Annotated in this window: 19 protein-coding genes; all 19 read left to right on the forward strand. The window is 46.2% G+C overall.

The annotated features are described in order from the left end of the window. Window positions 1-72: 72 nt before the first annotated feature. The 19 genes from A7D23_RS16150 to A7D23_RS12515 all read left to right on the forward strand — a co-directional run bounded on the left by A7D23_RS16150 (window position 73) and on the right by A7D23_RS12515 (window position 21,474). Entirely contained in the window at window positions 73-243 is a 171-nt protein-coding gene (locus A7D23_RS16150; RefSeq protein WP_176714424.1) for a hypothetical protein, read from the forward strand. A 221-nt stretch (window positions 244-464) separates the two neighbouring features. Next, entirely contained in the window at window positions 465-1,073 is a 609-nt protein-coding gene (locus A7D23_RS12430) for a hypothetical protein (RefSeq protein WP_068884052.1), read from the forward strand. 12 nt (window positions 1,074-1,085) lie between these two features. Next, a complete protein-coding gene (locus A7D23_RS12435; RefSeq protein WP_068884054.1) occupies window positions 1,086-1,379 on the forward strand; it encodes a hypothetical protein in 294 nt (97 codons plus the stop codon). 29 nt (window positions 1,380-1,408) lie between these two features. Further along, window positions 1,409-8,458 (forward strand): DEAD/DEAH box helicase family protein, encoded by a 7,050-nt coding sequence (locus A7D23_RS12440; protein ID WP_068884056.1) that lies wholly within the window; start codon window positions 1,409-1,411, stop codon window positions 8,456-8,458. Window positions 8,459-8,470: 12 nt separating this feature from the next. After that, the gene (locus A7D23_RS12445) at window positions 8,471-9,421 is read left to right on the forward strand and encodes a DUF3991 and TOPRIM domain-containing protein (protein ID WP_068884065.1); all 951 of its coding nucleotides are present in this window, start codon (window positions 8,471-8,473) and stop codon (window positions 9,419-9,421) included. 182 nt (window positions 9,422-9,603) lie between these two features. Next, complete coding sequence (locus A7D23_RS12450) at window positions 9,604-10,335, forward strand: transcriptional regulator (RefSeq protein ID WP_141690676.1); 732 nt, start codon at window positions 9,604-9,606, stop codon at window positions 10,333-10,335. Next, on the forward strand, window positions 10,328-11,269 hold the full coding sequence (locus A7D23_RS12455) for a nucleotidyl transferase AbiEii/AbiGii toxin family protein (protein WP_068884072.1): 942 nt from the start codon (window positions 10,328-10,330) through the stop codon (window positions 11,267-11,269). Before A7D23_RS12450 ends, A7D23_RS12455 begins: the two co-directional genes overlap by 8 nt. Before the next feature lie 150 nt (window positions 11,270-11,419). Continuing rightward, window positions 11,420-11,686, forward strand: a complete 267-nt coding sequence (locus A7D23_RS12460; protein ID WP_068884074.1) for a DUF6809 family protein — start codon at window positions 11,420-11,422, stop codon at window positions 11,684-11,686. 160 nt (window positions 11,687-11,846) lie between these two features. Further along, window positions 11,847-12,602, forward strand: a complete 756-nt coding sequence (locus A7D23_RS12465) for a DUF5986 family protein (protein WP_021315950.1) — start codon at window positions 11,847-11,849, stop codon at window positions 12,600-12,602. A gap of 34 nt (window positions 12,603-12,636) precedes the next feature. Beyond that, a complete protein-coding gene (locus tag A7D23_RS12470; RefSeq protein WP_068884076.1) occupies window positions 12,637-13,797 on the forward strand; it encodes an XRE family transcriptional regulator in 1,161 nt (386 codons plus the stop codon). 685 nt (window positions 13,798-14,482) lie between these two features. Then, window positions 14,483-14,890 carry a DUF3849 domain-containing protein gene (locus tag A7D23_RS12475; RefSeq protein ID WP_068884078.1) on the forward strand — a complete coding sequence of 136 codons (408 nt, stop codon included), beginning with the start codon at window positions 14,483-14,485 and terminating at the stop codon, window positions 14,888-14,890. Then, entirely contained in the window at window positions 14,887-15,216 is a 330-nt protein-coding gene (mobC, locus tag A7D23_RS12480; RefSeq protein ID WP_068884080.1) for a plasmid mobilization relaxosome protein MobC, read from the forward strand. Before A7D23_RS12475 ends, mobC begins: the two co-directional genes overlap by 4 nt. 3 nt (window positions 15,217-15,219) lie before the next feature. After that, window positions 15,220-16,617: a relaxase/mobilization nuclease domain-containing protein gene (locus A7D23_RS12485; protein WP_068884083.1), complete on the forward strand. Its 1,398-nt coding sequence runs from the start codon at window positions 15,220-15,222 to the stop codon at window positions 16,615-16,617. After that, window positions 16,568-17,368 carry a PcfB family protein gene (locus A7D23_RS12490; RefSeq protein ID WP_068884085.1) on the forward strand — a complete coding sequence of 267 codons (801 nt, stop codon included), beginning with the start codon at window positions 16,568-16,570 and terminating at the stop codon, window positions 17,366-17,368. The genes A7D23_RS12485 and A7D23_RS12490 overlap by 50 nt, the downstream gene beginning before the upstream one ends. A 6-nt stretch (window positions 17,369-17,374) precedes the next feature. Then, on the forward strand, window positions 17,375-18,274 hold the full coding sequence (locus tag A7D23_RS12495) for a hypothetical protein (protein WP_021315954.1): 900 nt from the start codon (window positions 17,375-17,377) through the stop codon (window positions 18,272-18,274). A 12-nt stretch (window positions 18,275-18,286) separates the two neighbouring features. Next, window positions 18,287-18,478, forward strand: coding sequence for a hypothetical protein (locus A7D23_RS12500; protein ID WP_021315959.1), 192 nt, complete (start codon window positions 18,287-18,289; stop codon window positions 18,476-18,478). Continuing rightward, window positions 18,465-20,228 carry a VirD4-like conjugal transfer protein, CD1115 family gene (locus A7D23_RS12505; protein WP_021315938.1) on the forward strand — a complete coding sequence of 588 codons (1,764 nt, stop codon included), beginning with the start codon at window positions 18,465-18,467 and terminating at the stop codon, window positions 20,226-20,228. Before A7D23_RS12500 ends, A7D23_RS12505 begins: the two co-directional genes overlap by 14 nt. Before the next feature lie 29 nt (window positions 20,229-20,257). After that, window positions 20,258-20,560 (forward strand): hypothetical protein, encoded by a 303-nt coding sequence (locus A7D23_RS12510; RefSeq protein ID WP_052152885.1) that lies wholly within the window; start codon window positions 20,258-20,260, stop codon window positions 20,558-20,560. A gap of 74 nt (window positions 20,561-20,634) precedes the next feature. After that, window positions 20,635-21,474 carry a hypothetical protein gene (locus tag A7D23_RS12515; RefSeq protein ID WP_021315944.1) on the forward strand — a complete coding sequence of 280 codons (840 nt, stop codon included), beginning with the start codon at window positions 20,635-20,637 and terminating at the stop codon, window positions 21,472-21,474. Window positions 21,475-21,479: the final 5 nt, after the last annotated feature.

The raw sequence follows: 21,479 nt of genomic DNA on the forward strand, positions 1-21,479 counted from the left end.
TACCAGCCGAAAAAAAATAACTTTACCTTAAAAAACGTTATATCAAAGATTACTTGCGGAAAGGAGCATTTTGTGAAGCAGACAGCGCAAAAGAAACCAAAGACATTTCGGACCCTGATCCGTCAAACTCATAGCGGAAACAAGAAGATGGCGGATGAAGATAAATCTGTGAATAAAGTGGAGAATGTGGATAGTGCCGGAAAAGAACGTAAAAAACAACCGTCTTCTTTTTTCGGACAGTAAAGCGGCTCTTTGTAAAAATGCAGGGAGCTTTTTTTGTTTACGGCAAAAAAATAACGGAAAGGAAAATTTTAAAAAAAATGAAAACGTTGCTGGCGATTGTGCTTTGCTTGGTTATAATCGGCGGGGCAGCTTTTCTGCATATTCGGAGAAAAAGAAAATAGAAACAGGCAAAAAAAGGCGGTAGCCCTTTTTTATCGGCCTGGGATCGGAGCGTGAGGAAAGTGGAAAATGAAAAACGAACGGTAGATACCTATGAGGTTAAACACGCCATCTGTATGGGAGATAAGGAAATTCTCTTTACGGAGGACGAAGAAAATTCCGACAGACCGTATATGGTGTGCAATTGCAACTGGGATAACCCTTTGAGTATCGAGCAATATTTTGAGGCGGTTGTAAGCGCGGACTATCTGGAAATGATGACAGAATTTACTGCCCGTGTGACGGCACAAATTGAAGCAGTCAAAGCGGAGCGGGCAGGGATAGATGTTCCCTTGGGGCCTTTTACTTTGGAACACTGTGTTCCGGATGATCGCGGGGAGAGCATAGAAAACAAGGTCGCAGTCATTCGTGCGGAACGGCTACGCCCCGAATGTCGCACCGCCGCCAAGCAGCTTGTGCTGGTTACTGGCGGTTTTGGTTCTCAGGCTAAGGCCAGAGGGAGGGCAGTATATGTTTTCTATCTCTATAGCGGCAAAGAATCCCGCTGGAACCGCGAGGATATTTTAGGCGTCATCAAACCGGAATGCATGCCCGATTGGGCGAAAGAACGGCTACAACAGATTTTGGTAGAAAGACAGACCAAACAGAAAAAACAGGAACAGGTGCGGTAGGAGGTGTCTTGAATGGAGAAAGAAAATAACGCAGGGTATGTTATTACTGACCGGCTGAGTGTAGGTAATATGGAATTTGTCATCGGGCAGAGCGAAAACGCGCCCGCCAAGTTTGTGACCTGGAGATGCAACAAGGGTGAAAAGAATTACCATTGGGGGCACTACAGCAATGACCGGCTGACGGCACTTGAAGATCTGTGCAACCGTTCGCTTGATGAAATCCATCATGTGAGAAGCCTGCAAAAGGATGTCGATGAAAAGCCGGTACGACAGACCGAAAAGAAAAGCCATGAGACTGAGAGATAAGAGGCAAAAGGAGCAAGGAGGGATTAACGTTGGCGACCAAGCTGCAACTGATTACGGAACTAGCGGAACGGACTACCCTTACTGTCCGGAAAAACCCGCTTAACTGGACTTCCTTTTTGCAAACGGCAGCCTGGAATTATAAATACCCTTTTCAGGACCAGCTGCTGATTTACGCACAGCGCCCCGACGCGACCGCCTGCGCTTCCATTGAGGTATGGAATGAGAAATTGGGCCGGTGGGTAAACAAGGGAGCAAAAGGCATTGCCCTCATACAGGACAGCGGAGGCCGGTTAAACTTGCGTCACGTGTTTGATGTGACGGACACCAATAGCCGCTATAACCGCCCCGTCGCACTTTGGAAAATGAAGGACGGGTACGCAAAGGACGTAACCGAAACACTGGATAATGCCTTTGGAGGGCTAGAGGAAAAACAGGAGTTGGAAGATGCTTTAATCTCCGCCGCCCGTAATGCCGTTGAGGATAATTTCCCGGACTATCTTTCCGAACTGATGGACTGTAGGGAGAACAGCTTTCTGGAGGAACTGAACGTCCAGAACGTGGAGGTAATCTTTAAAGACGCGCTGAAAAACTCGGTAGCCTATATGCTTTTAATCCGGTGCGGCTGCAATGCCGGCAAGTATCTGAGCTTGGAGGATTTTCAGAGTGTTTTAAATTTTAATACTCTAGATACAGTTTCCTGTCTGGGAGCCGCCGCTAGCGACATCTCCGAAATGCTTCTGCGGGAAATCAGAGAGACGGTCAAAGAGCTGCAAAATGAAGAGAAAAATCCAAGCCGTACATTTGCTAAAATTCAGGATGCGGGAGACAATGAGACCATAAAGCAAAGTCATGAAAGGGATGGTGAAGATGGAAATGACCTACACGCTGGAGGGCGATTACCTGATTCCCGACCTGACGCTGCCGGAGGAAGCGACGCAGATCGGAAAGTATGGGATGCTGCGCCTAACATATCTGAAAAAACACAAGAAAGGGATGTACGCCAGCCTGATGCTGTCGAGCAAGCTGAACAGCCATTTGGAGGAGACCGACCGGACAGCGAAGGAGCGCGTCGAACAGATCACGGCCAAGCTCTTGCAGAGCAGTCCGGCACCGGACAAAGCAACCGACCCGCTGGGCTGGACGGGGTACCTGAACAGTCTGCGGCATTCGGCGGAGGAAACGGTACTGGTGGAGATCATTTACAGCTAAGTATTTTCCCGACGGTTGAACAGCAAATTGAAGCTATAGAAAATGCGGAGGACGAAAAATCCTCCGCATTTTCTATTTCTCAGGAAGAAATTGATCATGTCCTATGTAAGGGTACAGGTTTTCAAAACGGCAAGTTCCGTGTTTACCTGCACTACCAGGAACAGCATACCCCGAAGGAAACCATTGCCTTTCTTAAACAGGAGTATGGAATCGGCGGCGGGACGTATTATTTTCTGGATGGGACACAGGGGAACGATTGGCATGACAGTAAAGGGATCTCCTTAAGCAAAAGCGGCAGCTTTATAACAGATCCGGAGTTGCGACTGTCATGGAATCAGGTCGCCAAGAGGCTTGGCGACCTGATTGCCGTCGGACGCTACTTGAACGGCAGGGAAAGGGAACACCTGGAAAGAGAATACCTCCCAATTTATGAGCAGATGGCGAAAGTACACCGACAACAGCTTGCCGAGCAGGCTTACGCTAAGGAAATCCTGAACCGGGAACCTGCTCCCTCAAAAAAAGAAGAGACACCGGCAAGGGATACCACCAATTATGCCTTTTCTCCAGATGACACGGTGTATCTGGGTGCAGACGAATATGAGATTTTTTCCATAGAAGGCGGAAAGGTAATGCTGCGAGACATTAACTTTCCGCTGTTTAGCAGAGAACTGGATCGGGATGAACTTGAGAAGATGCTGCGGGAAAACCCGTTGAATGACCATCTTCTTGTTATTGGGGAAGAAACAGAACAAACGGCAGAACAAAATGCCGAAAAAACGGAAAACCAACCGGCCGAAAAAGAAATGGCAGTGGGCACGGAACTTGCTATTGAGGACCGGCACTATGAAATCGATGCTATTAATCAAGAATCCGGAACCGTGAGTCTAAGGGATATCACCTTCCAGGGTAGCACGGGCTTTCCCATTTTTCGCAGGGAAAGCGTTGCGTTTGTGCGTAGCGTTTTGGAAGAGAGCAATCAAGCTGTAAGGCAAAAAACAGAGATCGGTGAAGCAGTTAATGCCGTTACAGACCATGAACCGAAAAAACCGGTGCAGCCACGTGTCAATTTTCGAATTACCGACGACAATTTGGGAGCGGGCGGACAAAAGGCCAAATATGGATGGAACGCAGCCGCCATCAGGCTTTTAAACCGACTGGAAGAACAAGAAAGATTGGCCACGCCGGAGGAACAGGAAAGCCTGTCCCGCTATGTGGGCTGGGGCGGCTTGCCACAGGTATTTGACGAGAAAAACAGCCAATGGGACAAGGAATACACCGAACTGAAGGAGCTGCTCACTGATGAGGAATATACTTCGGCAAGGGCGTCTACCTTAAACGCCTATTATACGTCGCCCACCGTTATTAAAGCCATCTATTCCTGTCTGGAAAACATGGGCTTTAAGACCGGCAACATTTTGGAACCGGCTTGCGGTGTCGGCAACTTTTTTGGACTTGTCCCTGACAGCATGAAAAACTCCAAGCTATACGGCATCGAGCTGGACGGTATCACGGGCAGGATCGCCAAGCAGCTATATCAAAACGCCAGCATCGCTGTACAGGGTTATGAGGAAACCAGCCTCCCCGACAGCTTTTTTGACTTGGCCGTCGGCAATGTGCCCTTTGGTTCTTATGGCGTGGCGGACAAAAAGTACGACAAGTACAAATTTTACATCCATGACTATTTTTTTGCCAAAACATTGGACAAGGTGCGGCCCGGTGGTATCATCGCCTTTATAACCTCCAAGGGAACAATGGACAAGCAGAACTCCGAAGTCCGCAAGTACATTGCGCAGCGGGCCGAGCTGTTGGGGGCCGTCCGGCTGCCTAACAATGCCTTTCTTGCAAACGCCGGTACCGAAGTCACCGCCGACATCCTGTTCCTGCAAAAGCGCGACAGGGTGATCGACATTGAGCCGGATTGGGTGCATCTTTCCGCAACCGGGGACGGAATCCCCGTTAATCGTTACTTTACCGACAACCCCGACATGGTGTTGGGCACGATGGCCTGTGACGAGCGAATGTACGGCAACAAAAGCGAAACAACCTGCATCCCTTATGAGAACGCCGATCTTGCGCTTCTTCTACGCGAGGCATTGGAAAACATCCATGCGGAAATCACGGAATACGAGATGGACGAACTATCCGATGACGCAGACACCTCCATCCCGGCAGATCCCAATGTGCGCAATTTCAGTTTTTGTATGGTGGACGGCGGGATCTACTACCGGGAAAACAGCCGGATGAACCGCGTGGAAACCTCTGTCACTGCACAAGGCCGGATTAAAGGCATGATTGCCATCAGGGATTGTGTCCGGGACTTAATAGAATACCAGATCGAGGATTATAGCGATGAAACCATCCAAGGACAGCAGCGAAAACTGAACCGCCTGTATGAAGCTTTTGTCACCAAATACGGACTTCTTAACAGCCGTGGCAACGACTTGGCCTTCTCCGACGACAGTTCCTACTGCCTGCTCTGTTCTCTGGAAGTTATTGATGAGAACGGCGAGCTGGAGCACAAGGCGGATATGTTCACCAAACGCACCATCAAGCAGCGCAGCATCGTAACCCATGTCGATACCGCCGCTGAAGCCTTGGCAATCTCCATTGCGGAAAAAGCCTGCGTTGACATGGGCTTCATGCAAAGCCTAACAGGACTTTCCGAGGAAAAGCTTGTTAAAGACCTGGAAGGCGTTATTTTCAGCAATCCCACTCATGCTGATGCTGACGGCGTGATTCGGTACGAAACGGCGGACGCTTATCTTTCCGGCAATGTACGGGAAAAGCTGAAAACTGCCCGGCAGTTTGCGGAAATGCATCCAAACTTCTATAGTGTGAACGTCACGGCACTGGAAGCCGTGCAGCCCAAAGACTTGGGCGCCTCTGAAATCGACGTGCGTCTCGGCGCAACCTGGCTTCCATCTGAGGTGGTTAAGGACTTCATCTTCGAGCTCTTAGAAACCGCTTACATGTACAGGCGCTATATTGACGTTCTGTACTCAAACTATACCGCCAACTGGAACGTCAAAGGCAAAAACGACGACCGCAGTGATAACATCAAGGCCAACGTCACTTACGGCACCAAGCGCATCAATGCTTATAAAATTATCGAAGAAACATTAAACCTTCGGGATGTGCGCATCTTTGACAATGTTTATGAGGACGGGGTTGAGAAACGGGTACTGAACAAAAAAGAAACGGCCATTGCCCAGCAGAAACAGGAAGCCATCAAGGAGGCATTCCAAAACTGGATCTGGAAAGATCCCCAGCGCCGGGAAGTTTTGACCAGACTTTACAATGATCGTTTCAACTCTATCCGACCCCGGGAATATGACGGGAGCCATATCCGGTTTACCGGCATGAACCCGGAAATAAGCCTGCGCAAACACCAGGTGGATGCGGTGGCGCACATCCTCTACGGTGGCAACACTCTGCTAGCTCACTGTGTGGGCGCAGGAAAAACCTACGAGATGACAGCCGCTGCCATGGAAAGCAAACATTTAGGGCTTTGCAATAAGAGCCTGTTCGTCGTGCCCAACCATCTGACCGAGCAGTGGGCCGGGGAGTTTTTGCAGCTTTATCCATCAGCCAACATTCTGGTAGCTACCAAAAAAGACTTTGAAACTCAAAACCGTAAAAAATTCTGTGCTAGAATAGCCACCGGCGACTATGATGCGGTGATTATCGGGCACAGCCAGTTTGAGAAGATTCCTATCTCCCAGGAACGCCAAAAGCGGCAGTTGGAGGAACAGATATCAGAGATCACTAGCGGTATCCAGGAACTCAAAGAGGAACGGGGAGAGCGGTATGCCATCAAACAGCTGGAAAAGACGAAGAAAACCTTGAAGCTAAAACTGGATAAGCTCAACGACACAAGCCGCAAGGATGATGTGGTCACCTTTGAGGAACTCGGAGTTGACCGGTTATTTATTGATGAGGCGGACTTTTACAAGAACCTGTTTCTTTACACCAAGATGCGCAATGTGGCGGGCCTGTCCCAGACCGAGGCGCAGAAGTCCTCCGACCTGTTTGCCAAGTGTCGCTACCTGGACGAGCTTACAGAAGAGCGAGGTGTCATATTTGCTACAGGTACACCGATCAGTAATTCCATCACCGAGATGTACACAATGCAGCGGTACTTGCAATACAATGTCCTGCGGCAAAAAGGACTCCAGCATTTTGACTGCTGGGCCTCCACTTTCGGGGAAACTGTTACGGCTATAGAGCTTGCGCCGGAAGGCACGGGCTACAGGGCCAAAACGAGGTTTGCCAGGTTCTACAACCTGCCGGAACTGATGAATATGTTTAAGGAGGTAGCGGACATCAAGACAGCGGACATGCTTAACCTGCCCGTGCCAAAAGCCAACTACAGCAATGTGGCGGTTAAGCCGAGTGAATTCCAGCAGGACATGGTGAGCGAACTAGCCGAGCGTGCCGAAAGGGTGCGCAACCGGATGGTGGAGCCTAATGAGGACAATATGCTGAAAATAACCAACGATGGGCGCAAGCTGGCCCTTGATCAGCGATTAGCTAATCCCCTGCTTCCTGACAATGAGGACAGCAAGGTTAACGCCTGTGTGGAAAATGTATACCGCTTCTGGCAGGAAAACCGCGATAAGCAGCTAACCCAGCTAGTGTTCTGCGACCTTTCCACGCCCAAGGGCGACGGGAATTTCAACGTATACGAGGATGTGCGGCAAAAGCTTGCCGCACGCGGTGTCACCGGCGAGGAGGTTCAATTTATTCATGACGCCAACACGGAAACCAAGAAAAAAGAGCTGTTTACCAAGGTGCGCAAGGGACAGGTGCGAATCCTGCTAGGCTCCACTTTTAAAATGGGAGCGGGAACAAACGTGCAGGATAAGCTGATTGCCCTGCATGATCTGGATTGCCCATGGCGGCCGCGGGATTTGGAGCAGCGTTCCGGACGTATCGTACGGCAGGGTAATAAAAACGGTGAAGTGCATATTTTCCGTTATGTCACCGAAAACACTTTTGACGCCTATCTGTATCAGATATTGGAGAACAAGCAGCGATTTATTTCCCAGATAATGACCAGCAAATCTCCTGTCCGCTCCGCCGAGGATATTGACGAAACGGCGCTTTCCTATGCTGAGGTTAAGGCGCTGGCAACGGGCAATCCCTATATTAGAGAAAAGATGGACCTGGATATCCAAGTGTCTAAATTAAAACTCATAAAAGCCAACCACTTAAGCCAGCGGTACGCTTTGGAAGATCGGTTGTTAAAGCACTACCCTCAACAAATCAAATTTACAGAAGAACGCATTACGGGCTATGAAAAGGATCTTGCTCAGTTCGAGCAGTACAGCGTTTTAGAGCCTGCCGGAGAAGGTGAGGATGAAGCCAAATTTGCGGGCATGACCATAAAAGGCATCCGTTATACAGAAAAGGCTAAAGCAGGTTCAGCTATTCTCGAAGTATGCAAACTGATGACCACACCGGAGCCGCAGGAACTGGGCAGCTACATGGGCTTTCCAATGCTGTTTTCTTTTGACGGATTCAGCAAACAGTATCAGATCACCCTGCGGGGTGCGCTGAGTCATCCGGTGACGCTGGGAACGGACATCCACGGCAACATTGCGAGGCTTAACAACGTGCTTGCTGAAATGCCGAAGAAGCTGGAATACTGCCGGGAACAATTGAAAACACTCCGCCAGCAGGTGGAAACAGCCAAGGAGCAGATTGATATTCCATTTGAGAAGGAACAGGAACTGCAAACCAAGTCTGCTCGGCTGGCTGAGCTGAATATCCTGCTCAACATGGATAAACGGGAAAACGAGGTGCTGGACGACGAGCCGGATGAAGAGTCTGAGCTTCCGGAGAAGAAAGCCGTGGGCTATGAAAGATGAGGTGAAAAAATAATGCCTTATGTAACACGGGAGCAAATTGAACACGCCAAGCAGATGGATCTACTGACATATCTGGAGCATTACGAGCCGCAGGAGCTGGTGCACTTTTCAGGCACTGTCTATACGACCCGGAGCCATGACAGCCTGAAGATTAGCAACGGCAAATGGTGCTGGTGGTCGCGGGGCATCGGCGGGCGTTCCGCCCTGGATTATCTGGTTAAAGTACGGGGATTATCTTTACCTGATGCGGTAATTCAGATCGACGGACAAATAACGATAGCACCGCCTCCCCAATCTAAAGATAAGGAATTATCCAAGCAAAAGAAGCTGCTTCTGCCGGAGAAAAACGAAAACAATGACGGAGTGATTGCCTACCTGGCAGGGCGCGGTATAAATAGAGAAATCATCGACTACTGCATCGAAACCAAACGGCTGTATGAAAGCAGCCGTTACCAGAACGCTGTTTTTGTCGGGTTTGACCGTCAAGGCATTCTACGCTACGCATCGCTACGAGGGACATCTCGGAGAAGGTTTATGGGTGAGGCAAACGGGAGCGATAAGCACTTTTCCTTTTCCATCCCGGCAAGGAGTAAAAGCAGTAAGCTCCATCTGTTTGAAAGTGCCATTGATTTAATGTCCTATTGCACGTTAGAACTGCTTGCCGGAAGGGACTGGCTGCAAGATTTCTGCCTGTCCCTCGCCGGTATTTACAAGCCAAAACAGGACATCGGTGAAAGTACCCCGCCAGCTGCGTTGTTGCAATACTTAAAAGATTTTCCGCAGATCAATGATATTTCTTTGCACTTGGACAATGATGCAGCTGGACGGCTGGCTGCAAAAACTATTCAAACCATTTTTCAGCCTAATTACACTGTTTCCAATGAGCCGCCGGAACGGGGGAAGGATTATAACGACTATTTAAAAATCAACTTAAAGACACGGCAAATGCATGAACGCGAATAGGCTAGGTCATCTGCTGTTGTTACTTTAAAATCTGACAAAATTTCTTTGCATATAAAGAATAACGTGATATATTTAAAGAAATAATATATTTAATATTTGATTGAGAATCTTTAAAAATAAAGAAAATATCGTCAGATTTAAAGAAGGTGATTAACATGGTCGGTTATGCGGAGCTTGCAAAAATGAATACTTTTACTTTAAATGATGTCTGCAATCTTGTAGGCAATAAAAAAACGGCTTCTTCTCTTGTGCAGAGACTTTTAAAAAATAGGTTTGTGAAAAAAATAAGAAATAATTTATATACTTGCGTTAATGTAGCTGATGGGCAAGTAATAGCCTCCAAGTATCACATCGCTTGTGCAATCAATGAGACTGCGTATCTATCGCACCATTCCACTTTCGAATATATGGGGATATCCAATCAGGTTTTTTACGAGATATATATATCATCTTCGAAAAGGTTTACGGATTTCGAATTCGAAGGCATAACTTATAGGTATGTTCCTTCACAATTTGATGAGGGAGTAATCCTTCCCAAAAACACAAAGGGAATCCGGATTACCTCGCAGGAACGTACTGTAGTAGATAGTATAAAGGATTTTGAAAAAATAGGAGGACTGGAAGAACTCTTGAATTGCATCGCTTCAATACCTTATTTGGATGAGAATCAATTGATCAATTTCTTGTCTGCCTATGACATGCGGTTTTTATATCAGAAAACAGGATATATACTGGAGCATTATAAAGATCAGCTGCATCTTTCCGGTGAATTTATAGATTACTGTAAAAGCAAAATCGGAAAAAGCACCAGATATTTAACGAAAGATAGTACCAAGTACAATAATCAATGGAAATTGGTTGTTCCCGACGGTATGTTTCAAATGGTAGAGCAGGGAGGAATGCCCCTTGTATAACTATGATAAAAATTATATCGCTCAAAGAGCGTCCAACTTTGGATTTATCCGGGATACACTGGAGAAGGTATATCGCTTGGCGGATATCTTAGAACATATAAACAGTGATCCGACATTGAAGGGTAAATTAGCTTTAAAAGGTGGAACCGCAATAAATTTAACCGTGTTTAATCTTCCTAGATTATCTGTAGATATTGATTTTGATTATTTAAGCAATGACAGTAAAGAAGAAATGCTGCAAAACAGGATGATAATAAATACAGCTCTTGCCAAATTTATGGAGTTTAGCGGTTACAAGCTCAGTCCCAAAACGAAAACACCTCACAGTCTCGATTCTTGGATTTATGAGTATGTTAATTGCGGCGGCAATAAAGATAACATAAAGATAGAAATTAACTATTCTTTAAGGTCGCATGTTTTCCCGGCTCAAGAAATGAGAATCGTTACAGAACACTTCGAAAGTGAATATAACTTGAATTGCCTAAATGCTCTTGAGATTTTCGGCAGCAAGATTAATGCACTAATAAGCAGAGCTGCGGCTCGGGATTTATATGATGTTTATAATATGATTAAATTTAGGCTTTTTGATGAAAGTGAGGAACAGCTTCTCAGAAAATGTGTGGTGTTCTACGCTGCAATATCAGCTAGGGAAATAAATAAAAGCTTTGATACAGAGGCAATTGACCGCATTACAAAATATAAAATCAGGACGGATTTGGTTCCGGTGTTGACTAAACAAGATCCATTCGACTTGGATTCAGCTAAAAAAGCCGCAAAGGAGTATATATCAGAAATAATGGCAGTAACACCTCAAGAACAGGAATTCTTAGAGCGGTTTGAGGTAAAAGAGTATAAGCCTGAGCTGCTGTTCGATGATGCTGATATTATAGATCGTATTAAATCACATCCAATGGCACTGTGGAAGATCAGATAGTGAGAAAGAAATAAGAAAATTCACAAGTTTTCCCGAGTCATATTTTTATCAATTAACATTATCAAATGAGAGTTACATCGTAGAATTGACTGATTCTATAACATGTAATATATGTATTGTAAATTGATAAATTCTTCGGGGGAAAAATGTATGTCAATTTTAAATCTTATTAAAAATCATGAAGAAGATATAAATCAAAAGATTCAAAACGAGGTTGAATACCATAAATATATGGATGAGGCTGGCAAAGCTTGGGAAGAGCTAGTTAAAATGGGTATTAGCCAAGAGCAAAAAGATTTAATCGAGAATATTGAACGTGCTACCGGCTGCATAGGATCTATTCATTCTGAAATTTCCTATGAGAAGGGTTTCAGGGATGCCATAAAGCTTATTATTGAATCAATTGTATCGTCATAGCTGATTAGTACTGGAGTGTTTTGTGTGTGGGATACAACAATGATAAACTTGAATGGTAGTAACACAAATTGACATATTAAATTATTTAGAAACTCCACTTGACAAAATTTAAAAATATAGTAAAATACTATAAAGGAAATAATTTTGTGGGGGTTCTATAATGGGACAACAAAATGATTTAGATAGAATTTCGGAACAAGTAATTCAAAAAATTTATCAAAGTCTTTTTCAAGCTGTTGGGGAAGATTATCAGGAAGCAGAAAGTCATCTCGAATTAGAAACTCATATTTCAAGGCCATTTATGATTTGGGATTTTATCAATCGAAATCTTATCAAAAGCTTTTTTCAGACTAACGTATTATACTCTACTAAAAAGCGAGGCATGTGGGAAGTTTTACTCCTTTATGATAAGGAAAGCAAAATGATATTATCCTTTATGAAAGACACACGATTTAAAGATGTTCGGAAAGCAAAGCGAGGACGTCAACCGCAATATGTTAAAGCTTTGCTTTTACTTAATAAAAGCCTACAGGCCAAAGTTAAACAGCAAAAATTGTTCTACATAACTGAACCGGAGTGTGATAATGATCAACTAAATGCTCTATTGGATTCCCTTTGTGCCAATTTTATGGAGCCTGTTATTAGTGAAATAAAACATCATGCGCTAATTGTTTTTTCCTCAAACTATGATCAATTAACGTCTTTGAATGCATATATGTTGGATTCAGATCTGGATATAGTTTCTGAGAAAGATATGTTAAATGTGGCTAAACCTATTATGTCTAATGAAGTTGATAAAGTGTCCAAGGGCGATGTTAAACATAAGCAGCCAAAACTTACAGAAAAAGCAAATCGTCGGTTAAAGCAAAAGGAATTAGTGGCATTAAAATCTATGCAAAATGATAAACAAGAATAGATTTACTTTGTCCTCAGAAAGAGAGTGAACCATTATGAAACAGTTTAATGGGAACAGATTAAAAAATGCCCGATTATATAGAGGTTTGACTGTTGAAGAACTGGCCGAAAAGATTGAGGTAAGCAAACAAACTGTATCGCAATATGAAAACGATAAAATTGCTCCAACATTTGAAAAGATACTATCTCTATCAGGGGAGCTACAATTCCCTTATGAGTATTTTATTCAACCGGATTCTTTCAAAGTAAAATCTGGATCGACATATTTTAGGTCATTGCTGAAAACTAATAAAAAATACAGAATAGAACAATCTGTTAAAATGGAACACTTGGCAGTTATTTATTCCTTTTTAAAGGACTATATTGAGTTCCCGGAATTGAACTTACCAAAAAATGAAAAATATGCGTCTCCTACCGAAGCTGGACAGATACTACGTGAATTTTGGGGATTAGAAGAAGAACCTATATCGGATATGATCCGAGTTCTTGAAGAAAACGGCATTATTGCAACAATGTTTCGAACATCAACAGATGATATTGATGCGTTTAGTCAGCTTATTGAAGTTGACGGGCGAGATATATTTCTTGTTGCATTGTCCAAGAATAAAGATACGGCAGTAAGAACACACTTTGATGTAGCACATGAATTAGGACATATTATGCTTCACGAATGGAGTGAGGATGTAGAATCGTTAACACGAGAGCAATTTAAGGAAAGAGAAAAGGAAGCAAATGAATTTGCTGCGGCTTTTTTACTTCCAGAGACTCCCTTTAGACGTGATGTATCCGTATATTCTAATAACTTAGAATACTATATTCAGCTGAAAAAGAAGTGGAAAGTATCTATTGCCGCCATGTTATATAGGAGTTGTGATCTAGGGCTAATCACACAAAATCAGTATCAGTATATGATTAGAATTATGCAAAAGAAAAACTGGCGTAAGAATGAGCCTTTTGACAATATTCTTAAAACAGCGAAACCCTCTTTACTAAGTGATGCTATAGAGGTTCTTTTAGTAAACAATGTATTTACTCCGTCTGAGTTTATGAAGGAGCTTTCCAAAGAGGGTTTAGCAATGAACGGTAGTGAGGTTGAGATGTTACTTGATCTACCAGAAGATATATTAAAGCCACGACAAGCCGACATGGGTAAAATAGTTTCTTTGAAAACTGATTTAAGCGTCTTAGATGGCTAGAATAGGATTGACATTATTCAATTTCTAGAGATAATGAGAAAAAAACCTAAAATATAAGCCTAAATGGTATCTTTTTTGAATAGTATTAAAAAAGACAAAAAGCAAGGAGACTGGCATATGAACGGTCAGTTTCCTTGCTTTTTATATTAAAAATTGGTTTCACTGTTTTCTGGCTATCTCTATTGATTAACCAATTTAGGTAAAATCGAAATAGAACAAGTGCAGGAAAACAAGATACTACGGTCAGGGACGACAGGATTCTATTTCCTTTTCGGCCGGTAATAACTGAAACCACCATAACAGCGATGGCAACACAAGACCGGTGTCTTGTGTTGCAGCAAGCACTGAATTTGGTCTCCCAAATTCGCTTGTTAGGGGGATACCCCCTAAAACCCCAAAAAGAATACCTTGCTCATGGGTATTCCTTTTCCGTCTAGCGAGCGCTTTCAAGTGCCTGTGCACTGAACCATGAATGAAGGCACATCAAAGCGCTCGCGGGGATCGGCCGCAGTACGCTGAGTGAACTCCCCGTACCGCGGCTTTTTGATTACGCACATTATACAACTGAAAGGAGAAGAAAATATTATGATGTTTCTATTGGGAACATTGACAGGCGGTGTAATTGCCGTCATTTTTATGTGTCTTTTTCAAATCAATGCGCCATTCAGAAAGGATGATGATCCAAATGAACAATTATGACACTGTAGAGCGTTGGCGAGATGAGTATTACTTAAAATTGCGGGACTGCAAAAAAGCAATGATGGCAGACGATGCCTTATCTCATGCTTACAACAGCCACAATCTCAACGGATTTATGGAACAGCTTATCGGGACGCATGGTTTGGAACGTGTGTCTCTTTTGCTGTCCAACACCATCAGGGAAGCTCCATGGGACGGACGCTACGCCAAAGAGGTCAAAGACTGGGCGAAGCACTACCCGGAAATTCAGCCGGCACCTGCCGAACAAAAAGAGCCTATACGAGTTTTTGCTTTAAACCTATATGAACATCCTGACATTATTAACGAGGCGGCACGGATTGCCATACAAAAAAAAGAGCTTTCCCATCCTAAGGGAAAGGAGCAAGAACGATGAGAAAACGCAATATCCGTGTCCAAGTTTGGCTGAACCGGGAAGAAAGGGAAAAACTACAAGCCAGTGCCAAAAAATCGGGGTTTTCCAGAGAAACCTACCTGCGCACCCTTATAAACGGCTTTGTACCCAAAGAGCTTCCTCCGGCAGATTATCATGCCTTGATAAAGAAGCTTCACGCCATCGGCAATAACCTGAATCAAATTGCGGCCAAGGCCAACGCCACTGGACATATCGACCGGTCTGTTTTCCAGGATGAAGCTAACCGTCTTCGCAAGTCCGTGCTGGATATCCGGGCGGCGGTCACGTCGCCGCAAAAGCTGGAGTAAGTGATGGCGACCACAGCGATATGGGATGTCAAAGACCGGTTAGACCGGGTAATAAACTATGCCGCCAACCCCGGCAAGACTGAAAATCAGGACTTTTCAAGCCAGAATTTACAGGGTTTGCAGAAAGTACTGGAATATGCAGCGCGGGAGGACAAAACCGAAATGCAATATTATGTAACCGGTATCAATTGCGATCCATCCGCCGCCTATAAGCAAATGTCCCAGACCAAGCTGCAGTTTCAAAAAAAGGACGGTATCCTTGCCTTTCATGGGTACCAATCCTTTGCACGGGGGGAAGCAACTCCCGAAACAGCCCATGCCATCGGTGTAAAGCTGGCGCAGGAACTTTGGGGAGAGCGTTTTGAGGTTGTTGTTTCCACCCATTTGGATAAACAGCACCTGCATAACCATTTTGTAATCAATTCCGTATCTTTTGCGGACGGAAAGCGCTATTACGACAACAAAGCCACTTACGCTAAACTGCGCCAGGCTTCCGACCGGCTGTGCAGGGAATACTTCCTTTCTGTCATTGAAGACCCGCAAAAGGGCAAATCAGAACATTATGCCGAATGGAAAGCCGGGCAAGAAGGCAAGCCCACCTGGCGGGGACTGATCCGAGAGGATGTGGACAAGGCAATTTCCGCATCCATGACTTTCACGCAATTTATTGCTACTCTCCGAAAACAGGGTTATGAAGTCAAAACAGGCGTGAAATATATCGCCGTGCGACCGCAGTGCAAGGAACGATTTGTCCGATTAAAGACCCTTGGAAACAGTTATAGCGAAGATGGCATCAAGGGGCGGATACTTCAAAACCGCATTCCAAAAAGGCAGGAAGTTTTGGCGGAGCCTAAACGAAAACGCACTTTCACCGGAAGAAGTCCTGACCCGAAAAAGACCAGAAAACTTAAGGGCTTACAGGCATTATACTTTCACTACCTTTATAAGATGGGTATTCTCCCCCATAACACCGCGTCCAAGAAACAGACGCATTCTTTATTGCGTGGGGACATTCAGCATTTAGAAAAGTTGACTGCTCAAACCAAGCTGCTCGGCAAGCATCGGATTGAAAACATTGAGCAGCTTTTGAGTTACCAGTCCAAGCTGCAGCAAGAAATAGTTGCCTTATCAGCCGACCGCAAATCTCTGTACCACCGTCTGCGCCGCTGTCAAGACGGTGCGCGGATTGCCGAATATAAACAGCAGATTGCTGGATTTACCAAAAACCTGTCCCTGCTCCGGAAGGAGGTGAAGCTTTGCACGGGTATTTTGTCCCGTTCTGAAGCGATGAAAGAAAAACTATCCCACATAAAAAATGAGGAAAATAAGCTAAGAAGGGAGGAAAAAGATTATGAACAGCGGAGCCGAAGCAGCCGACCAAATGGTCAATATGAGCCTTAAAGGAATTGAGGTAATGGCTAAAATATCAGGCGAGGGGGCAAAAAACCTTGCGACATACCTTTATGCAGTCTTGAAAGACCAGAAAAAAACCAAAGGTAAAACCAGGCTGGAAGGGCTTCTGCGGAGCGGCAAAGAGCTGAAAGTCTTTGCGGTCAAAAACGAGGATCTGCAAAAGTTTTCACAGGAAGCTAAGCGCTACGGCGTTCTGTACTGTGCCTTGTGGGACAAAAAAGACCTAGACGGGATGTGCGATATCATGGTGCGGGCGGAAGATGCGTCCAAGATTAACCGCATTGTGGAACGATTCAAGCTGGCAACCGTGGATACGGCAAGCATCAAGAGTGAAATCCAAAAAGCCAAAGCCGCTCGGGAGTCGCGTATTGAGCCTGACGCCAAAGTTACCCCAGCCGAGAAAAGTACCGAAGATTTTTTAAATGAGCTGATGTCAAAACCCATTCAACAGGAAAAAGCCGCAGAGCCGGTTGCCAGCCCAAACCCTACGATGGCGACGATGGAGAAATCCCGTCCGTCCGAGCCTATCTCCGAGCGCAGCGGGGAAGCCGCCGAGGGTGTTGAGCCGCCAAGAAAATCCGTCCGCGGAGAACTGCGGAAAATCAAGGACGCTCAAAAGGAACAGGCGGCAAGACCTAAGCGCGAACCGGTCAAAGAACAACCCCTAGCCGTGAAGCAGAATGCCAAGCCAAAGAGGCGAAAATCAAAATCTCCAAAATTAAAACCGAAAGAGAGGTAAGTCTTGATGAGTGCTTATGACGACCTGTTCAGGCCGGAAAATGAACAGCCTGTCCCCGGAAACGGCCTGCCTTTTGACAAAGAGGCATGGAAGCAGCAGAAACAGGAACAGCGGGAATTGGTTTATTCCATAATCGACGATGCGGCGGGAACCGTAGCGCAGGACGGTGTTGCTTACCAAAAATATCTAGATTTGCAAAGCCGCTTTGACCGTTACAGCGTGGCCAACGTTCTTTTAATCCTTGCGCAGAAGCCGGATGCTACTCGAATTGCGGATTTTGATACATGGAAGGAGCAAGGCATTTTCATCCGCAAAAAGGAAAGCGGCTTTTATATCCTGGAGCCGGGCGATGAATATCAGCGCGAAGACGGTTCTGTGGGCATCAGCTACAATCCGAAAAAGATGTTTGACATTTCCCAGACTGGGAACCGCAAAAGGCTAGACCCTGCGCTAGTTCCAGATGAGCGCACCCGCCTAAAGGCACTGATGGAACACGCGCCCGTGCCGATTCGAATCAGCGATGCCCTGCCGGAAGGCGTTAACGCCTTGTACCGTCCTGAAGCAAGGGAAATTCAAATCAGGAGGGGAATGGATGCAGGCAATATTTTTCGAACTTTATCCCAGGAGCTTGCCCATGCGGAAATGGATACGGGAAACGAAAATTACAGCCGAACTGACCATGACTTTCACGCCTACTCTGTGTCCTATATGCTCTGCAGGCAGTACGGCATGGATACGGGCGAATACCGCTTTGGCCGCGCTCCGGAAATGCTGGAGAGCATGAATGCACAGGAGATCCGCGCCGAGCTTTCTGTCATAAGGGAAGCTGCCGGTGAAATTTCCGGCAGGATGAACCGGATGCTGGCGCAGCAAAGAGAGCATTTCCGGCAGGAGCCGGTACGTTAGGAGGAATGAGGCATGAAAGATGAGGAACGGGCACTCACCCTTGACACTTATGAACACGGCATAGTAGTGAATGCCTTAAATGAACTGAGGAACGACCTGATTAAAGAAGAACGTCCGACCGACGCTGTGGACGAGCTGCTGCTTAAAACCATTGACGCCCCGGCTAAAAAGCTTAAAAGAAGGAAACAAGATGAGGCGCGCTGAGACCGTAAAGAGTGAATTCATACTCTTTGCGTTTTTTTTAATTCCTGTAGCGTGGGCGGCCCTGCTGATTGCCCCAGCCTTGTCGGGAGGGCTTCCTGAAATCCTTTCCAAGCTCACTACGGCAATGAACAATCCTTTTGACATTGAGTGGGTGAAGGACACGCCCAAATGCATCCTGCTATTTATCGCCGCCTATGGTCTTGGCATCGGAATTTACCTTTCCACTAAACGCAATTACCGGCGAAGGGAGGAACACGGTAGCGCCCGTTGGGGAGGGGCGGCGGCTGTCAACAAAAAATACAGGAATAAGGACCGACTCAGGAATAAAATCCTGACACAGAATGTCCGCATCGGTCTGGACGGCAGAAAACACAAAAGAAATATAAACGTGCTGGTGGTAGGCGGTTCAGGCTCAGGCAAGACCCGCTTTTACGCGAAGCCCAACGTTATGCAGGCCAACACCTCTTTTGTCGTGCTCGACCCCAAGGGCGAAATCCTGCGGGACTCGGGAAATTTACTGAAAGCAAAGGGCTATGAAATCAAGGTGCTTGATCTTATCAACCTGCACCTCTCGCATTGCTACAATTCTTTTGCCTATTTGCAGGATGACAAAGATGTGCTCAAGCTGGTGACTAACCTGATCCGCAATACCACGCCCAAAGGCTCCAATACTAACGACCCCTTTTGGGAACGCTCCGAAACCGCGCTACTGGAAGCTTTAATCCTGTACTTGCTGTACGAAGCGCCTCCGGAAGAACAGAATTTCCCGATGGTCATGGAATTGATCGCCGCTGCCGAAGTCCGGGAGGAGGACGAGGAATATCAAAGCCCGCTTGACGAGTTGTTTGAACGGCTGGAAATGCGCGAACCGGAGCACCTGGCGGTCAAGCAGTACAACATCTTCAAGCTGGCGGCAGGCAAAACAGCAAAATCAATTCTGATCAGCCTAGGTGTCCGCTTAGAGAAGTTTAACCTTGCCTCCATAGCCGGGATTACCGCCACGGACGAATTGGAGCTGCCGTTCATCGGAGAGCGCAAAACAGCGCTTTTTGCCGTTATACCCGACAACGATTCGTCCTTTAATTTCATTGTCGGAATGCTTTATACGCAGCTATTCCAGCAGCTCTATTTCCTTGCCGACCACGTGTACGACGGGCGGCTTCCAGTTCATGTTCATTTTGTGATGGATGAATTCAGCAATGTCGCCCTGCCAGACGAGTTTGACAAGCTGCTTTCCACCGTACGTTCTCGGGAGATTAGCGTGTCCATCATCCTGCAAAATCTGGCGCAGCTTAAAGCCCTGTTCAAAGATACCTGGGAGTCCATTGTCGGCAACTGCGACGAGTTTTTATATTTAGGTGGCAACGAGCAATCTACACACAAGTATGTGTCCGAGCTTTTAGGAAAGGAAACCATCGACGTAAACAGTTACGGACAGAGCCGGGGCAGGAACGGCAGCTACTCTACCAATTACCAGTTGTCGGGGCGCGAGCTTCTGACTCCCGACGAAGTACGGATGCTGGACAACCGCTATGCCCTGCTGTTCATCCGGGGCGAACAGGCAGTTATGGACGACAAATACAATATTCTCAAACATCCCAATTTGAAGCTGACGGTTGACGGCGGCGGTGAGCCGTACCGGCATGGAGGTACGGAAAATGCTCTGGACTGGAAAACCGCAACCTTAAACGAAGAAGGCGATTACGAGCTTCTCTCCGAGGAAGAACTCGAAACCCTGTTGCAATCCTAAAAAATATCTGGAGGTATTATCTTTTGAAAATGTCTAAAAAAACAAAAAGGACGATTGCTGTTTATAGCGTACTCGTGCTGATAATTGCCCTCTTTCCCTTATCCGTTTATGCGACAAATGATCCGCTAACCGTCGTCAACAACCTGTCCGATTTTATCTTCGGATTGATCCGCGCCATCGGGATGATCCTGCTAGGCTTCGGCATTGTGCAAATTGGCCTTTCCCTCAAATCTCATGACCCGTCCCAGAGGGCAAACGGCTTTCTGACCCTGGCGGGCGGTGTGATTATTACCTTTGCCAAAGAGATTCTGGCTCTTATTACAGGCGGATGAAGCGTCACACGTTTAAGGGGAACAGACGAAAAAAAAGCCTGTTCCCCCAATGTACTTAAGGAGGTGATTACGCTGTGTCAAGCGGCAACTGGGTAATCGACAATCTGAATATCGCCCTGCAAACATGGAACGAAAAGCTGGCGGAGATTTTCCAAATAATCTCCCAATCGCCCACGGAATTTAAAGGCGGCGGTATCTGGAACGTCATCGTAAATATTCACGGCGCGCTGCAGGCCATCGGTCTTGCCCTGCTGGTACTGTTTTTTGTCATCGGCGTGGCCAAGACCTGCGGTAGCTTTGCGGAAGTCAAAAAGCCGGAACACGCCCTGAAGCTTTTCATCCGGTTCGCCCTGGCCAAAGCCGTCGTAACCTACGGGCTGGATCTGATGATGGCGCTCTTCAACATTGTACAGGGGATTATCTCTACCATCATGAGCAGTGTCGGCTTCGGGACGGCTGACCAATCCGTCCTGCCGGAACCTATCGTCCAAGCGATTCAAAACTGTGGATTTTTCGAGAGCATCCCCTTATGGGCCGTGACGCTGATCGGCGGCCTGTTTATCACGTTGCTGTCTTTCATTATGATCATGACGGTGTACGGCAGGTTTTTTAAACTCTATTTATACACCGCCATTGCCCCCGTGCCTTTGTCCTCTTTTGCAGGGGAGCCGAGCCAGAGCATTGGCGTATCTTTTTTAAAAGGCTATGCCGCCACCTGCCTGGAAGGGGCGATTATTGTCCTAGCCTGTATTATTTTTTCCGTTTTTGCGTCCTCCCCGCCGGTGGTGGATACCAGCGCCAGCGCCGTGACTATGGTATGGTCCTACGTCGGGGAACTGATTTTTAATATGCTGGTGCTGGTCGGCGCGGTGAAAATGGCCGACCGCGTGGTGCGGGAGATGATGGGACTGTAAGGCTG

Source organism: Dehalobacter sp. TeCB1, assembly GCF_001707455.1.
In the GTDB taxonomy this organism is placed as follows: domain Bacteria; phylum Bacillota; class Desulfitobacteriia; order Desulfitobacteriales; family Syntrophobotulaceae; genus Dehalobacter; species Dehalobacter restrictus.

What these genes read in the sequence shown, in the direction of transcription:
- A7D23_RS12445 (WP_068884065.1), top strand. Translation starts at nt 8,471, where the DNA reads ATGCCTTATGTAACACGGGAGCAAATTGAACACGCCAAGCAGATGGAT.
- A7D23_RS12500 (WP_021315959.1), top strand. Translation starts at nt 18,287, where the DNA reads ATGAAAGATGAGGAACGGGCACTCACCCTTGACACTTATGAACACGGC.
- mobC (WP_068884080.1), top strand. Translation starts at nt 14,887, where the DNA reads ATGAGAAAACGCAATATCCGTGTCCAAGTTTGGCTGAACCGGGAAGAA.
- A7D23_RS12495 (WP_021315954.1), top strand. Translation starts at nt 17,375, where the DNA reads ATGAGTGCTTATGACGACCTGTTCAGGCCGGAAAATGAACAGCCTGTC.
- A7D23_RS12460 (WP_068884074.1), top strand. Translation starts at nt 11,420, where the DNA reads ATGTCAATTTTAAATCTTATTAAAAATCATGAAGAAGATATAAATCAA.
- A7D23_RS12470 (WP_068884076.1), top strand. Translation starts at nt 12,637, where the DNA reads ATGAAACAGTTTAATGGGAACAGATTAAAAAATGCCCGATTATATAGA.
- A7D23_RS12450 (WP_141690676.1), top strand. Translation starts at nt 9,604, where the DNA reads ATGAATACTTTTACTTTAAATGATGTCTGCAATCTTGTAGGCAATAAA.
- A7D23_RS12490 (WP_068884085.1), top strand. Translation starts at nt 16,568, where the DNA reads ATGAACAGCGGAGCCGAAGCAGCCGACCAAATGGTCAATATGAGCCTT.
- A7D23_RS12475 (WP_068884078.1), top strand. Translation starts at nt 14,483, where the DNA reads ATGAACAATTATGACACTGTAGAGCGTTGGCGAGATGAGTATTACTTA.
- A7D23_RS12485 (WP_068884083.1), top strand. Translation starts at nt 15,220, where the DNA reads ATGGCGACCACAGCGATATGGGATGTCAAAGACCGGTTAGACCGGGTA.
- A7D23_RS12505 (WP_021315938.1), top strand. Translation starts at nt 18,465, where the DNA reads ATGAGGCGCGCTGAGACCGTAAAGAGTGAATTCATACTCTTTGCGTTT.
- A7D23_RS12465 (WP_021315950.1), top strand. Translation starts at nt 11,847, where the DNA reads ATGGGACAACAAAATGATTTAGATAGAATTTCGGAACAAGTAATTCAA.
- A7D23_RS12510 (WP_052152885.1), top strand. Translation starts at nt 20,258, where the DNA reads ATGTCTAAAAAAACAAAAAGGACGATTGCTGTTTATAGCGTACTCGTG.
- A7D23_RS12435 (WP_068884054.1), top strand. Translation starts at nt 1,086, where the DNA reads ATGGAGAAAGAAAATAACGCAGGGTATGTTATTACTGACCGGCTGAGT.